General features: G+C 62.7%; 11 protein-coding genes. 8 read left to right on the top strand and 3 right to left on the bottom strand.

Annotated elements, in window-relative coordinates; genetic code table 11:
* The first annotated feature begins 18 nt into the window (after window positions 1-18).
* Both ACMRQN_RS09500 and ACMRQN_RS09495 read left to right on the top strand, forming a co-directional pair.
* On the top strand, window positions 19-3,207 hold the full coding sequence (locus ACMRQN_RS09500) for a YhgE/Pip family protein (protein ID WP_418734793.1): 3,189 nt from the start codon (window positions 19-21) through the stop codon (window positions 3,205-3,207).
* Window positions 3,208-5,394, top strand: coding sequence for a YhgE/Pip family protein (locus ACMRQN_RS09495; RefSeq protein ID WP_418734780.1), 2,187 nt, complete (start codon window positions 3,208-3,210; stop codon window positions 5,392-5,394). It begins immediately after the preceding gene.
* Between the two features lie 81 nt (window positions 5,395-5,475).
* Here the strand turns inward: ACMRQN_RS09495 and ACMRQN_RS09490 are convergent, their stop codons facing one another.
* Window positions 5,476-6,831 (bottom strand): M18 family aminopeptidase, encoded by a 1,356-nt coding sequence (locus tag ACMRQN_RS09490; RefSeq protein WP_418734779.1) that lies wholly within the window; start codon window positions 6,829-6,831, stop codon window positions 5,476-5,478.
* 117 nt (window positions 6,832-6,948) lie between these two features.
* A complete protein-coding gene (locus ACMRQN_RS09485) occupies window positions 6,949-7,542 on the bottom strand; it encodes a hypothetical protein (protein WP_418734778.1) in 594 nt (197 codons plus the stop codon).
* An 855-nt stretch (window positions 7,543-8,397) separates the two neighbouring features.
* On the opposite strand from ACMRQN_RS09485, the gene ACMRQN_RS09480 reads away from it, so the two are divergent.
* The 4 genes from ACMRQN_RS09480 to queF are packed head-to-tail and all read left to right on the top strand — an operon-like array spanning window position 8,398 to window position 10,980.
* Window positions 8,398-8,817 carry a 6-pyruvoyl trahydropterin synthase family protein gene (locus ACMRQN_RS09480; RefSeq protein WP_296062193.1) on the top strand — a complete coding sequence of 140 codons (420 nt, stop codon included), beginning with the start codon at window positions 8,398-8,400 and terminating at the stop codon, window positions 8,815-8,817.
* Entirely contained in the window at window positions 8,810-9,694 is an 885-nt protein-coding gene (locus ACMRQN_RS09475; RefSeq protein WP_418734777.1) for a radical SAM protein, read from the top strand. The genes ACMRQN_RS09480 and ACMRQN_RS09475 overlap by 8 nt, the downstream gene beginning before the upstream one ends.
* Before the next feature lie 4 nt (window positions 9,695-9,698).
* The gene (queC, locus tag ACMRQN_RS09470; RefSeq protein ID WP_418734776.1) at window positions 9,699-10,439 is read left to right on the top strand and encodes a 7-cyano-7-deazaguanine synthase QueC; all 741 of its coding nucleotides are present in this window, start codon (window positions 9,699-9,701) and stop codon (window positions 10,437-10,439) included.
* A gap of 22 nt (window positions 10,440-10,461) precedes the next feature.
* On the top strand, window positions 10,462-10,980 hold the full coding sequence (queF, locus tag ACMRQN_RS09465; RefSeq protein ID WP_413587807.1) for a preQ(1) synthase: 519 nt from the start codon (window positions 10,462-10,464) through the stop codon (window positions 10,978-10,980).
* A gap of 124 nt (window positions 10,981-11,104) precedes the next feature.
* On the opposite strand, the gene ACMRQN_RS09460 is transcribed toward queF, so the two are convergent.
* Window positions 11,105-12,403, bottom strand: a complete 1,299-nt coding sequence (locus tag ACMRQN_RS09460; protein ID WP_418734775.1) for an O-acetylhomoserine aminocarboxypropyltransferase/cysteine synthase family protein — start codon at window positions 12,401-12,403, stop codon at window positions 11,105-11,107.
* A gap of 911 nt (window positions 12,404-13,314) precedes the next feature.
* Between ACMRQN_RS09460 and ACMRQN_RS09455 the strand changes: the two genes are divergently transcribed.
* Complete coding sequence (locus ACMRQN_RS09455; RefSeq protein ID WP_418734774.1) at window positions 13,315-14,283, top strand: class B sortase; 969 nt, start codon at window positions 13,315-13,317, stop codon at window positions 14,281-14,283.
* Entirely contained in the window at window positions 14,280-15,785 is a 1,506-nt protein-coding gene (purF, locus tag ACMRQN_RS09450) for an amidophosphoribosyltransferase (RefSeq protein ID WP_418734773.1), read from the top strand. The genes ACMRQN_RS09455 and purF overlap by 4 nt, the downstream gene beginning before the upstream one ends.
* Window positions 15,786-15,811 lie beyond the last annotated feature (26 nt).

The raw sequence follows: 15,811 nt of genomic DNA, 5'->3' as shown, positions 1-15,811 counted from the left end.
GGGGCGGGCTTGAAAAACGTGTTGCGCGTTCTCAAACGCGATTTCCTTCGCATTCTGAAAGCACCGGCGTCGATCGTCGTCGTGCTCGCGCTCATCGTCTTGCCTTCCCTTTACACGTGGTTCAACGTCGTCGGTTTTTGGGACCCTTACGGCAACACCGGCAATCTGCGCGTCTGCGTGGTGAACGAGGACGAGGGGTCGTCGAGCGATCTTACGGGTGAGATTAACCTTGGCGACATGGTCGTCGAGCAATTGCACGACAACGACCAGCTCGGGTGGGATTTCGTCGATTACGACACCGCCATGGAGGCCGTGAAATCGGGGCATGCCTACGCGGCATTCGTGCTGCCGCGCGACTTCTCAGCCGACCTGCTCACGCTGCTCTCCGGCGACTTCCAGCAGCCTCAGCTTGAATACTACGTGAACGAGAAGATGAACCCTGTGTCGCCGAAGATCACCGACACGGGCGCGAACACGCTCGACACCACGATCAACTCCACGTTCGTCGCTACCGTCGCGAAAACGGTCACCGACGCGCTTGGCGAGGAAATCGCCCTCGCGCAGGGCAAGATCGACGATGCGCACACGAACGCCCTCGCCGGGGTCGACAAGGCGCAACAGTCTATCTCCGGCGCCCGCGATTCCGTCCAGGGGCTTCGCGACGCGGCCGACCAGTCGCAGACGAAGGTGGCCGACGCTGCCTCGCTGCTCTCCGATGCGGACGAGGTGCTCGGCGATCTGAGCGGCCAGATGCTCATCGTTCAGTCGCTCATGGGCACCACGCAAACGGACGTCTCGAAGCTGACGTCGGGCCTTATGGGCGCGATGGACTCGGGGTCGATCTTCCTTTCCCAATCGGCCGCCAAGGTGAACACGGCCATCGGCGGCGCTGCGTCCTCCGTGACCGAGGCGCAGGGGCGCGTCGATGGTGCGATCGCCCAGGGCAACGCCATGGTGTCGGCGAGCCAGGCGGTTGTGGCACAGATGGAGGCGCTCGTTGCCCAGATGGACGACAACGATCCCAACAAGGCGAGCCTCGAGAAGGTGATCGAGCGGCTGAAGCAGTCGAACACGAACGCCTCGCAGTCGCTCTCTGAGCTCTCCGACATGAGCGCCGACATGGGCCGCGTGGCCGAGTCGGTCTCTTCGGCGTCCGACTCGGTGAACACCGCCGTGCAAACTACCATCTCGAACGCGGACTCCTATCGTGAGACGCTCTCTTCCGACACGTTCCCCGCCATCAACGCGGGCGTGGGGAACTTGAACGTCGCGGTGGGGAATCTTGCTGCGGCAGCATCGGCGCAACGTGTGCTCGTCGACCAGGCGATTTCGCTCACGGGCCAGCTTTCCGAGACGCTCACGACGGCGAGAAGCGCGCTTGACCAGACCGATGGCGTGCTTGCCGACTTGCAGACGAGCATCGACACAGTGAAGACCGACCTCGTGGCGCTGAAGACCTCGACGGCGATCACCGATTTCTTCGGCGACGGCACGACGATCGACGCCGAGAAGGTGGCGAGCTTCATGCAGTCGCCGACTGAGGTGAAGACCGAGTACCTCTTCCCCCTGAACGCGTACGGCTCGGGCATGGCGCCACTGTTCATCAACATGTCGCTGTGGATTGGCGTGTTCATGCTCATGGTGATCATGCGCATCGAGGTGGACGACGAGGGCATCGAGAATCTCACGGCCGCTCAGCGCTACATCGCGCGCTACCTGTTCTTCGGGGGGATGGTGTCGCTGCAGGCAATCGTGTGCTGCGTCGGGTGCCTCGCCATCGGCGTGCAATGCGAGTCGGTGGCGCTGTTCCTCCTGACGGCGGTGCTCGCATCGCTTACGTACCTGGCTATCCAGCTTACCCTGTCGACCACCTTGCAGCATATCGGCAAGGGCATCTGCGTCATCTTGATATTCGTGCAGATTCCGGGCGCGACGGGTTTGTACCCCATCGAGATGACGTCGCCGTTCTTCCAGTTCATCTACCCGTTCTTCCCGTTCACTTACGGCATCAACGCCCTGCGTGAGACGATTGCCGGGTTCTACGGCCTTGAATGGGGATCGTTTATGGCTCACTTGGGGCTCTTCTTCGCGATCTTCCTGGCGATCGGGCTGGCGCTGAGGCCGTACTTCTCGAACCTTATCCGTATGTTCGCGCGCGAGATCGAGCGCTCCGATATCATCAACGGCGAAGAGGTGCACCTGCCCGAGCGCCGTTTCCGCGTCGCCCAGCTCGTGCGCGTGCTTTCCGACCGCGAGGATTTCCGCCACCATATCGCCGACCATGCCGCGCGGTTCATCTGCTGGTATCCGCGCCTGAAGCGCGGCGCGCTCATCGTCGGCATCGCGGTGCCGACGGTCATCGCCGTCGTGTTTGCGGTGACGGCGATGGAGAAGGTCGTCGTCTTGACGCTGTGGCTCGTGTGGCTCATGCTCGTGCTCACGTTCCTGGTGGTGGTTGAGTTCATCCGCGACAACATCGAGCGTCAGGCGTCGTTGAACGCCATGACCGACGACGAGGTCCGCACGCTGTTCGCGGCGCGCAAGGTGTTCATGCAGCCTACCATGGTGGGCGCGCCTGCTGGCGGCACGTTGTCGCGGAGCACCTCGGGGGTGCCTTCGCGGACGAGCGCGCTCGATGAGAATGACAGCGCCGCGCTCGACGCGCTTATGGCCGAGCTGCTCTCGCGTGGGAGCAAGGAGGTCGTCGGCCGGCACGCTCATGGCAAGACGGCTCATGGGGAAGCTACGGGTGCTGCGGCCACTGGGAAGACGGCGGGCGCTGCTGATGCCACGGGTGCTGCTGATGCCGCGGGTGCTGCGGGCGCTCCTTCTGAAGGCAACGTGAAACCGCAGGTAGCGGGCTCTCAAGCTGCTAATGACGACACGGCTCCTATGGGCGCGCACGCGATTCCCGGGTCGGACGGCGCTCCTCTAGGTGCGCATGCCGCCCCAGATGCCGACAAGGCTTCCACGGGTGCGCACGCTGCCGTACGCAAGGGGGAGGCAGCTTCGGGGGCGCATGCGGCGCCAAACGACGCACTCGGCAGTGTGCCTGCTGCAGAGGATACCCCCGCTGCGGGCGATTTCGTGCCTGGTGGCGAGGTTGCTGCGAGCAATTCCGCACCTGGTGACGACGCTGCCGCGGGAGGCCCCACGCCTCTTTCCGCGTCTGAATCGAAGTCGGATGAGAATGGGGAGGTGCGATAGATGAGGAATATCTGGCGCATCTTCAAGACCGACATGAAGCACCTGTTCAACAACTCGATTACGGTGATCATCGTGATTGGGCTCGTGTTCCTGCCCTCGATTTTCACGTGGTACAACGTCATTGCGTGCTGGGACGCGTTCGGCAACACCGGCAACCTTACCGTCGCCGTGGCGAACACCGACGAGGGCTACGAAAGCGACCTTGTTCCGCTTGAAATCAACGTCGGCGACAAGGTGGTGAGCGCACTTCGAGCGAACGACCAGCTCAACTGGACGTTCACAACTGAAGAGGACGCGATCGACGGCGCGCAGTCCGGGCGTTACTACGCTGCCGTGGTGATTCCCCAAAGCTTCAGCCGCGACATGATGACGTTCTATTCCGACGAGGTCGAGCACGCGAACATCATCTACTACGCCAACGAGAAGAAGAATGCCATCGCGCCGAAGGTCACCGACCAAGGTGCCGATCAGGTGTCGAACCAGGTGAACCAGGTGTTCTTGGAAACGCTTTCCGATGTGGCGCTCTCCATCGTCTCGTCGCTTTCGAAGTACTCCCAAGACGCCGATCTCTCCGGCGCGGTGGGGACGCTTGCCGACCATGTGGACAGCATGGCGGGGCAGATGACGGGTGCGGCGTCGGTGCTGGGCATGTATTCCCAGCTCATCGATTCGTCGCAGTCGCTTATCTCTCAGTCGGGCACGCTGCTCGGACAGACACGCGACGAGGCGGCGAAGGTCGGCGACATCGCGAAGGACGGTGGCGCGGGCGTCTCCGACATCGCGAGCGCGCTCTCGGCGTCGGCAGATTCCCTTTCGCAGGCTATTTCCGCATCCGCCGAGAGCTACAAGGGCATTAGCGCCCAGATCAGCGACGTGTACGACAGCGTGGGCGATCTGACGGGCGACACTTCGCAGCACCTACGCAATCAGGCGGCAGTTGTGGAGACCGAGATTGGGGACTTGAATTCGATCATCAGCGCGCTCGAGGGGATTCAGGATAGCGCCGATGGGCAGTACGCCCCCTTAGTCGAGAGCATGATCGCCCAGCTGAAGCAGTCGGTGTCACTCCTCCAGCAGCTTTCGGAGTCGCTGTATCAGGCGGCCGACAACATCGAGTCGGGCTACGATGACGCCGTCGCGCAACGAGCTGAGATTCAGGAGCTCGCGGACAAGGCTGCGGCCAGCCTCAACGATGCGAAAACGGAATTCAACGACAACGTCAAGCCGGGTTTGGACGAGCTTTCTGCATCGGTGTCGAGCATGGTTTCCACGCTTCAGGGCAGCGCCGCAAAGCTCGATGCTGCGGGCGGCGAGATAAGCGGCGATGCGGATTCCGTCGCGTCCAAGCTCTCCGGTGCGAAGGCGAAGCTCGCCGATGCGCAAAACGAGCTCACCTCGACGGCGGGCGAGCTCACGACGCTGAGCAGCAACTTGCGCTCGGCTCTTGCGAGCGGCGACGTCGAGAAGCTGCGCGAGGTCATCGGCTCGAACCCCGCAGTGCTTGCCTCTGCCGTGACGACGCCGGTGGCGCTCGATCGCCATGCGGTGTTCCCGGCCGACAACTTCGGCTCGCAGATGGCGCCGCTCTACACGACGCTCGCGCTGTGGATCGGCTCGCTGCTCATGATGGTGGCGATCAAGCCGGCGGTTTCGAAGCGAGGGCTCGCCGAGCTTGACAACCCCAAGCCGCGCGAGCTCTACTTCGGGCGCTACTGCGTGGTGGCGGTGTTGTCGCTTCTGCAGACCACGTGCGTGGGCCTTGGCAACATGCTGTTCTTGGGCGTGCAGGTGAGCCATCCGCTGTTGTTCATGCTGTGCTTCTGGGTGTCGGGTTTGGTATATTCCCTGTTCATCTACACGTTGGTGCTTGCGTTCGCGAACCTGGGCAAGGCGATTGCCGTCCTGTTCCTCATCTTGCAGGTGACGGCGGGCGGCGGTGCGTACCCGCTACAGGTGCTGCCCGAGTTCTTCCAGGTCGCAAGCCCGTTCATGCCGGCGACGCACACCATCAACGCCATGCGTGCGGCTATGATGGGCATCTACAACGGCGACTACTACACGTCGATGGGCATGCTGCTCCTGTTCGTGCTGCCGTCGCTTCTGCTGGGCCTTGTGCTGCGCAAGCCGCTTGAAGGCTTCATGAGCTGGTTTGTGGAGAAGGTCGAAGAGTCGAAGATGATAGCGTAAGCGTTTGGGCTGCGGGCCTCTGGGGTCGTCGTGACTGGCTGGGGCTCGCAGCACATGATCCCGATCGGACTGTGGCGCCTGCTAGTCGAGTTCTATGCTGTCCGCGCCGTCGATGCGCAGGTCGGCGTTGTAGAACGCCTTGAGCGCGCGGGTTGCGAGCGTCACGTCGCGCACGCCGATCGTCTCGAAGCTCGAATGCATGGCGAGTTGCGGCAGGCCGACATCGACCCCGTGCATGCTCACCTGGGTGTTCGACAAGTTCCCCAACGTGGAGCCGCCTGGCGAGTCGCTCCTGTTCGCGAAGGTCTGGTAGGGGATCTCCGCATCGTTGCAGATTGCGCAGAAGGCGGCGCGGCTGAAGGCGTCGGTGCAGTATTTCTGGTTCGCCGCTTCTTTCACCACGATGCCCCGGTTTAGGAACACGCGGTTGCCCTCGTCGAAGCGCTCGGGGTGGTTGGGGTTTACGGCGTGCGCGTTGTCGCAGCTCACAAGCATCGATTTCGCGATGGCGCAACGCAGGTCCTCGCAGGAGCGGCACAGTGCCGCGTTCAGGCGCGAAAGCGTGTCGGCAAGAAGCGTCGACATGGCGCCCTGTTTGGTGTTCGAGCCGACCTCCTCGTTGTCAAAGCACGCGAAGACCGAGATGCTGCGATCGTTCTCGGCGGCGAGGAACGCTTCGAGCGCGGTGTATGCGCAGGCCAGGTCGTCGAATTTCGGGGAGGAGGCGAACTCGCTCGCGGCGCCCCAGATGCACGGTTGCTGGCGGTTGACGAGGAACAGGTCGCGCGCGATGATGTCGCTTTCGGAGACCCCCAGCTCATTGGCGATTATCGCGTCGAAGGTGGTTTTGCCAAGCGCGCCTGCGGAGAAGAGCGGGCAGAGATCGATCTGGCGATTCGGCGAAAACTGCTGGTTGATGTCGCGCTGGATATGCGGCGGCATGCTGGGGATGAGCGCGAGCGGCTCGGTGGATTCGTACAGGCGGCTTTCCACGCGATTGCCGCTTTTCACCATCACGCGGCCCGCAATTCCGAGGGGCCTATCGAACCACGTGTAGTCGACGGCGCCGCCGTACACCTCCACATTGAGCCGCTGCGATTCGCCCGGCCCTGCGAGCTCGGCATTCGACTTGACTTTGAAGGTGGGCGAGTCGCCATGCGATGCGGTGATCTGGAAGTGGTAGTTGTCGAGCGAGGTTCCCACCTTGAAGGCGATGACGCTCGAGCTGTTGCGCGTCGTGTAGTATGTGCCGCCTTGCTCGATGTTCCACGGCTGGGTCTCGGGAAGATAGGTGAACCCCGCTGCGGTCAGGCGTTTTCCGATTGTTGCAGCAGTGTGGAACATACTCGGGCATTCGCCGATGAAGTCGAGGAGCTCTTGTGCTGTGCGGGCGTCCTGAGGCATCGGCTCGGTGCTGCTTTGGTTCTCTTGCGTCATTTCGACCGTCCCTTCGAATCGTCTGCCCCAGTCTAGCACGACCCGACCCGACTAGACTTTAGCCTCTGGATTCGACGCGTCGGCATTGCCGCCGGCAAGATTTCGCGGGAGCCCAGGTCACCTGCTTCTCTTTGTGGCGCCTTGCTCGCCGCGCTTTGCTGATGAGATGGCCGATCCTGCAGCCCTCTTCACGCTTGCGAACAGGGGCTTTGCTTCGCGAGCCACGTTTTTTGCGGCACCGCTCGCAACATGGGCGGCTGCGGTAGCTCCTCGTGCGAAGCCTTTTGCGACCTCGGGAGCGCTCGTCGCTGCCATCTCGGCCGCTTCCCTCGCTACAGCTCCCGTTTTGAGGGCGGCGTCCTTCGCCTTTTCGCCTGCTTTGCCCGCTGTTCGCTTTGCTGTGTCTGCGGCGAGGTCTGCCGCCTTGGAGGCTGCCTTGTCGAGGCGCTCTTCCAAAGGGGTTGCTGTGCGGCCTGTGTAGTTTCTATTTCCCCTGCTCACAAGTGCTGCTCCGCCGACGATTGCCGCAACACCCGGCCCAGGGAGCACGAGCATGGGAATTCCCGCCGCCGTAAGCGCGCTTCCTGCCGCGACCTGCGCAATGCCCTTCGCCTTCTTCGCGAACGTTGCCTCGCCTTCCATGGGGAGGACTTCGGGAATCACGACCTGGCTTTCCGCGGTTGTTGCGTTTGCTGTTGCGCTCTCGGGCATTTCGGCTCCTTCGCTCGGCTTCTTGCTAAGAGGGTAGCGGCGTTGAAGGCGAAATCGTCCGTTTGAAACGAATCTGTTGCCAAGAGCAGCCATGCAGTGCTGGTCGTTCTTGAGATTGTGGGTGTTGCGGGTGGCGTCGTGCGCGTGCTGCAATTCGAGTTGCGACCGAGTGGCTTGTGATTTTGGAGTCTGCGAGATGAGCGAAGTGCTTTCTTTTATTGGCAAGGCGAGGAGCGCGTTGCCTTCTCGTTTCCCGCTTGTGATGATGGTTGCCGGATTGCGCGTTGTTGTGCATTGCGGGCGTCAGACTTTGCCCAGGTCGTATGCTTGTGTGAAATCGTCAACCTGCGGTCTGCCTCTTCGTGTGCATGCGCTATACTGCTTGCCACTATGGACAGTTCGAAAACCTCCTGTCGGTGAACAAAACTAGGGAGCGTCGAATGCCGCTGGCGAGTTATGCCAGGGCGTCCGGCGCGTTATGCAGGAATGAGCGTTTGAAGCTGGGAGCTCGTGCGCTCGGGGTGTCAGGTGCAAGTCGCGCAATGGCGTGTCGCCCGTGCGTGTCAGGTGTTGGGCGCGAGTCGCGTCGATCGCGCTTGTGACGTGTACCGCTCGCGCGGTGCGATACTTATCCTCGCGCAGCCCATGTCGTATCGCGCGAGATGTGTATCTTGCTCGTGCGGTGCCTTGCGGGCTGCGGTTGTCCCAGGTGGGCGGCTGCGATTCGCATGAATCTGCGCCGGCCAAGCGGCTCGTGCTTGCGGCTTGCTCGTGCGGTGCTCCGCTTGCCCGCCGTCGCCGTTCCTGCACCTAGGTTTCCCCACGGTGGTTTTCACTTGCGTGAAAGGTACGCCGATGTACGGGCTTAAAACCGAGAGCAGCTTCGATGCCGCTCATTTTCTCACCGATTATCACGGCAAATGCGAGAATCTCCACGGCCACCGTTGGCGCGTAGTTGCCTATTTGGAGCAGGAGGAGCTCCAGACGCAGGGAACTCACAAAGACATGGTGATTGACTTTGCCGACTTCAAGGGCGCTCTGCGCGACTTGACCGAAGCCTTCGACCACTCGTTCGTGGTGGAAGAGGGGTCGCTTGCCCCCGACACGCTCGCGTGCCTCGAGCGCGAGGGATTCTCGCTTTCGGTCGTTCCCTTCCGCACGACGGCAGAGAACCTTGCCCGCTATTTTTACGGGAAGCTTGCGGATGCGGGGTTCCCCGTTTCGCAGGTTGACGTGTACGAAACCCCCAACAACTGCGCGATCTACCGTGGCTAGCGATCGGGATATTGTGGGCTCGCAGACGCAGGTCGCGTGTGAGGTCCTTGCGGGCTCGCAGACGCAGGCAGCAGGCGAGGTGAACGCGGGCTCGCAGGCAGCAGGCGCGCCGGGGCGCGATGCAGCACATGGATCGGCTGCGCTCGCGTCCCTCGAAGCGAGCGCGGATTGCACGCTTCCCGTTGCCGAGCGCTTCGTCAGCGTGAATGGGGAAGGGCGCGCCGCGGGCAAACTCGCCGCCTTCATCCGCTTCACGGGGTGCAACCTGGCGTGTTCGTACTGCGACACCATGTGGGCAAACGCGCCCGCTGCCGCGGATCGCGCCGAGCGCGTATCGGTCGCGGACCTCGTCGCGTGGGCGCGCGAGACGCGAGTGGAGTGCATCACCCTCACGGGCGGCGAGCCTGCGCTGCAGCCTGAGCTTCCCCGCTTCGTGCGCGCGCTGCTTGCCGAGCCCGGCCCCCTCGGGCGTGGGCTTCGGGTGGAAATCGAGACGAATGGTGCCGCTGACCTGTGCGAACTCGCAAGCTTGCGCGAGGAGTGCGCGTCGCTTCCCGGCAGCCTCACGTTCACGGTCGATTGGAAGCTCCCCGCAAGCGGTATGGAAGACCGCATGCTGCGCGAGAACTTCGCGCTCCTCGACGCGCGCGACACCGTGAAGTTCGTTTGCGGCGGGGAAGGCGACCTGGCCCGCATGCTGGAAGTGTCGCGCGAGCTGGGTCTTCCCAATCGCGTGCCGGTGTATTTGAGCCCCGTGTTCGGACGCCTCGACCCTGCGCGCATCGTAGATTTCATGCAAGGCAACAAGCTCACCTGGGCCACCGCGCAGCTGCAGCTGCACAAGATTATCTGGCCGGGTGTCGAGAAGGGAGTGTAGCCTCGTGGCCACTATCGAAGAGAAGGCGCTCGTTTTGTGCTCGGGCGGCGTGGATTCGACCACGCTGCTTGCCATGGCGGTTTCGCGCTACGGCGCCAAGAATGTGTACGCGCTTTCCATTTCCTATGGTCAGCGTCATAACAAGGAAATCGAGAGCGCGAAGGCGGTTGCCACGCATTATGGTGTGGAGCAGCGCTTCTTGGACTTGGGGGCCATCTTCGCCGACAGCGATTGCAGCCTGCTCTCGCATTCCTCGCAAGATATCCCCGAGGAAAGCTACGCCGACCAGCTCGCCGAAAGCGATGGCAAGCCGGTGAGCACCTACGTTCCCTTCCGCAACGGGCTTTTCCTCTCGGCGGCGGCTTCGATGGCGCTCTCGCTCGGGTGCGGCGCGATCTACTACGGCGCGCACCACGACGACTGGGCGGGCAACGCCTATCCCGATTGCTCGCGTGAGTTCGTCGACGCGATGAACCGCGCGATTGTGGAAGGAACGGGCGGCGAGCTGCATCTTTGCGCGCCGTTTGTGGAAATGTCGAAGGCTGATATCGTCGCGCGCGGCATTGAGCTGGGCGTTCCCTACGAGCTCACTTGGAGCTGCTACGAGGGTGGCGACTACCCTTGCGGTGCGTGCGGGACGTGCATCGACCGCAACCGCGCGTTCGAGGCGAACGGGATGCGCGACCCGCTGCTCGACAGGCTCGACGCTGAGCGGGCGGCAGCAAACGCGGAAGGGGAGGAATAGCATGGCGAACATGACGGGCGCGATGGACGCGACGAACGCGGCGAACGAGAAACCGCAGCGCGAGGGGACCGACGACCTGTCGCTTTTGGGCAACCAGGGAGTGCGCTACCCGCAGACCTACGACCCGAGCGTCCTCGAGACCTTCGAGAACAAGCACCCGGGCAATGACTACTTTGTGAAGTTCAACTGCCCCGAGTTCACCAGCCTGTGCCCGATCACCGGGCAGCCCGACTTCGCCACGATCTACATCGCTTATGTGCCGGGCGAGCGCATGGTCGAGAGCAAGAGCCTGAAGCTGTACCTGTTCAGCTTCCGCAACCACGGGGACTTTCATGAGGACTGCGTGAACATCATCATGAAGGACCTCATCAAGCTGATGGATCCGAAGTATATCGAGGTCTGGGGCAAGTTCTTGCCGCGCGGGGGCATCTCGATCGACCCGTATTGCAACTACGGGAAGCCGGGCACGCGCTGGGAGGACGTGGCCTGGGAGCGCTTGTCTCACCACGACCTTTACCCCGAGAAGGTGGACAACCGCTAAAGGGGCGCGCGGATAGGGGGCGCGCGAGAGGGCGCGACCCGAGGCGTGCACGCGGAGAACACGAGGGGCCGCTCGCAAAATCGCGGGCGGCCCCTCGTTCATTAGGGTCCAAACTGACGTGCGACTACTTCACCGCGTCAAAGCCCTGCTCAAGGTCGGCCAAGATGTCCTTGATGTTCTCGGTGCCGATAGACAGGCGAATCGTCGTGGGGGAGATGCCCGCAGCCTCAAGCTCCTTGTCGGTCAGCTGCGAGTGGGTGGTCGATGCCGGGTGGATGACGAGGCTCTTCACGTCCGCCACGTTCGCGAGCAGGCTGAACAGCTTCAGGCTCTCGGTGAACTTGCAGGCGGTCTCGGCCGTGCCCTTGATTTCGAACGTGAAGATGGAAGCGGCTCCGTTGGGATAGTACTCGTCGTAGAGCTCCTTCGCGCGGCCGGTCGAAAGTGACGGGTGGTTCACGCGTTCGACCTGCGGGTGGCTGTTCAGGAAGTCGACGACCTTGAGCGCGTTCTCGACGTGGCGCTCGACGCGCAGCGAGAGCGTCTCCAAGCCCTGGAGCAGGATAAACGCGTTGAAGGGAGACAGCGTTGCGCCCTGGTCGCGTAGGAGCGTGGCGCGCGCCTTGGTGATGTAGGCGGCCTCGCCTGCGGCTTCGGTGAACACGACGCCGTGGTAGCTCGGGTTCGGCTTCGCGACGCCGGGGAACTTGTCGGCGTCGCCGGCCCAGTCGAACTTGCCCGCATCGACGATCACGCCGCCCATTGCCGTGCCGTGTCCGCCGATGAACTTTGTGGCGGACGCGACCACCACGTCGGCGCCGTGCTCGATCGGGCGTAGCAGGTAGGGGGTCGAGAACGTGTCGTCCACGATGAGCGGAAGGTTGTGCTTGTGCGCGATGGCGGCCCAGCCTTCGATGTCGAGCACGTCGGAGTTCGGGTTGCCGAGCGTCTCCGCGTAGAGGAGCTTGGTGTTGTCCTGGATGGCCGCTTCGACGGCGTCAAGGTCGGCAGGGTTCACGAATGTGGTGGAAAGCCCCTGCTCGGAAAGGGTGTGCTCGAACAAATTAAGCGTGCCGCCGTAAAGGTTGGTGGAGGAGACGATGTGATCGCCAACCGTGGCGATGTTCTGCACCGCGATAGTGATGGCGGCCGAGCCGGTGGCGACGCCGAGCGCCCCGACGCCGCCCTCAAGCGCGGCGATGCGCTCTTCAAAGATGGAAACGGTGGGGTTGGTCAGGCGGGAATAGATGTTGCCCGGCTCGGTGAGTCCGAAGCGCCCGGCTGCGGTTGCGGCGTCCTTGAACACGAAGGAGGACGTCAGGTAGATCGGTACGGCGCGCGCATCGGTGGCGGGGTCGGGGTTTTCCTGGCCGGCGTGAATCTGCAGGGTCTCGAACGAGTAGGCGTTCTCTTTTTCTGACATGTGGTTATCTCCTTAAACGATTGCGATAATATTCGCTTATTCATATAACGGTCGTAGTTATACGTGGCAACGCCCACTTGGTCAATAGGTTTTCGGGGAAAATCGGAATAATTTCTGTTGACCTGCTGAAACGTCGATAACCGCTTATCGGTTGCGCCGATAAGCGGCGGGAAAGGCGAGTTCGCGCCCGATTGCCGAAAGACTGACTTTCTCATCTTGGGGATTGGCATCAAACTGTTAAACAACGCTTTCACCTGCGTAAATTATTGTTTACAGAACTCGTTTCGCCAATTGTGGAGCTTGCGTGAAGGAGGGGATGGCGTTACTATGGACACCGTTTAGATTGACTTTGACCGATAGACGCATTTGCGTCGCGTTTGAAAGAGGGGCCGTCATGGATTTGAGCTTCATTCCCGACAATCCGGGGATTATCGCCGGCATCGTTGCCGTCATCGTCATCATCATCGTCGCGTGCATCGCGAAGGGCTTCATCGACGAGCTCAAGAAGAAGTAGCCGCATCGCGTTGGCGAGCGGCCCGGCGGGGCATTGGCGGCATTGACGTTCGAGCCGCAACCGCGCCCGCACGCAGGGGGGGGGCGAGTGGGCCGCCGATTGTCGGTCGCATCGCGCCTGCGAGGCGGGCTGGCCGTCGGCCACACCGCGTTGCCCCGAACCCGTTCGGCGTGCGGCGACTGGGGCGCTCCCTCTTCGCAGGGCGCGCTTGCCGATGAAATTTGCGTATGCGAGCACCTGTGGCGCCCCCGCTCGGGGGCGTCGCTTATTATAGTGAGGTTTCAGCGAAAGCACGGATTGCGGGGCACGGGCTCCGCAGTGGGGAATCCACAGGAAGGCGAGTATGTCCACGAATCGTCGAGGGCGAGGGAAAGCGCAGTTCAACGGGGGCGCGCATATGCGTGCGACCGCTCCTGCACGCGTGGTTGCCCCTGCGCGGAAGCGGCGCTTCGGTCTTTGGACCGCGATCCTCATCGTGGCCATCGTGGTGTTCCTTGCGGCTGCATTCGCCTTGGGAAGCATCCTGCTCACCTATCACGAGGGCCAGAAATCCTATGACGACGTGGCCGATAAGACATTTCTCTCCGACTCCGCGCTCTCCGACGCGTCTGGCATATCGCTTGCCGACCTCACTGTCGATTGGGATGCCCTTCTCGCGATCAACCCCGACACGGTCGGGTGGATCTTCATCCCGGGCACGAACGTGAATTACCCCATCGTCCACGCGCCCGAGTCGAACCCCGACAAGTACCTCACCATCGATTTCCAGGGCAATTCGGGCGGATGGTGGCTGCCTACCTACGGCACGCCGTACCTGCTCGCGTCGAATGCCGCCGATTTCTCGGACAAGAACAATATCGTGCAGGGCCATCACCTGCAGAATGGGGAAATGTTCGCCGCGATCGCCGATTTCGCCGACGCCGAGCAGTTCAACGAGCATCGCACGGTGTACCTGCTCACCCCGAAGGGCTCGTGGCGCCTGCAGTCGGTGTCGCTTGTCCACTGCAGCGGGTCGGAATCGATCGTGCAGACGAAGTTCGAAAGCGACGCCGCCTTCACCTCCTACGTTGCCGACAAGATCAGCCGCAGCATCGTCGAGTGCGACCCGGCGGCGCCCGACGCGTCGGCTATTTCCCGCTTCTTCATGTTCTCTACCTGCGATAGCAACACAGACGCGCGTTATGTCCTGTGCTGCGTGCCGGTTGAATACGCCGCCGTCAATTCTTCTGGTACGGTGCCTGAAGGTTCGGCCGCGAACAATACGAACAATACAAACAATGCAAATGGCGGCAGCGGCGGGGCCGGCATGGTCGATCCCAGCGCGGCCGCGACAATAGACGATGCAGCAAAGGAGATCGTTTCATGAGCACTTCGATACTGCCGGGCGAACGACCCGACCGCCTCGAAGAGGAATGTGCCGTGTTCGGCGTCTTCGCCCCTGGCGAGGACGTCGCGCGTATGACGTGCTTCGGCCTGCAGGCGCTTCAGCACCGCGGGCAGGAAAGCGCGGGAATCGCTGTGGGGGATGGCGAGACCATTATGGTTTCCAAGGACTTGGGCCTGGTCACGCAGGTGTTCGACGAGGCGAGCCTCGCTGCGCTCACCGGCTTTGTGGCGGTCGGCCACGCGCGCTATTCCACTTCCGGCGCCGCGGCGTCGTGGGAAGCCGCCCAGCCCCACATCTCGGCGATCGATGAGACGCTCATCGCCCTTGCCCACAACGGCACGCTCGTGAACACGAACAGCCTGCGCGCCCGTCTGATCGACGAGGGCGTCCAGCTTCGTGCCGGCACCGACTCCGAGGTGGCCGCGAAGGCGATCGGCGACATCACCAAAAAGACGCACCACCTGCGCGAGGGCATCCGCTTTGCCATGGAGCACCTGAAGGGCGCCTACGCCATGGTGCTCGCGAGCCCCGACTGCCTCTACGCCTTCCGCGACCCGAACGGCATCCGCCCGCTGTGCATGGGCAAGCTTCCCGACGATCGCGGTTGGGTCGTTTCGTCTGAGACCTGCGGCCTTGATATCGTGGGCGCGGAATACGTGCGCGACGTGAACCCGGGCGAGATCGTGCGCTTCAGCAAAGACGGCGTCACTTCCGAGCAGGGCGTGCCCGCCGGCCGCCGCGCGAGCTGCATCTTCGAGTACGTGTACTTCGCCCGCCCCGACTCGGTGATGGACGGCCAGTCGGTCTACCAGGCCAGGCGCAACATGGGCCGCATCTTGGCGCGCGAGGCTCCGGCCGACGCGGATCTGGTGCTCGGCGTGCCCGACTCGGGAATCCCCTCGGCCATGGGCTTCGCCTTCGAGAGCGGCATCCCCTACGCCGACGGCATCGTGAAGAACCGCTACGTGGGCCGCACGTTCATCCAGCCGACGCAGGCCATGCGCCAGCTGGGCATTCGCCTGAAGCTGAACCCGCTGCCGAGCGTCATCTCGGGCAAGCGCCTCATTGTGATCGACGACTCCATCGTGCGCGGCAACACCTCCAAAAAACTCATCGAGATGCTGCGCCAGGCGGGCGCCACCGAGGTCCACATGCGCATCGTGAGCCCTGAAGTGCTCTGGCCGTGCTTCTACGGAATCGACACCGACACGCGCGACCAGCTCATCGCCGCGAACATGACCAACGAGGAGATGTGCGAGTGGATGGGCGCCGACTCGCTCGCGTTCATCAGCCTGCCCGGTCTGCGCGAGTCGCTTCCCGACGTGCGCGACCCCGGCTTTTGCGAGGCGTGTTTCTCGGGCGACTACCCCGTGGAGATTCCGCCCTCCACGGCCAAGAAGAGCTTCATGACCAAGGCGGATTTCGCCGCAGAATACGCGCGCGAGAGTGAGAAAGCTGAGAAAACCCAGGTCACCCTGTAATTACTTGCAGGATGGGAACGTTACGA

This window comes from Ellagibacter sp., assembly GCF_048412355.1.
Lineage (GTDB): Bacteria > Actinomycetota > Coriobacteriia > Coriobacteriales > Eggerthellaceae > Ellagibacter.
This window is presented reverse-complemented; position numbering and strand designations above follow the sequence as displayed.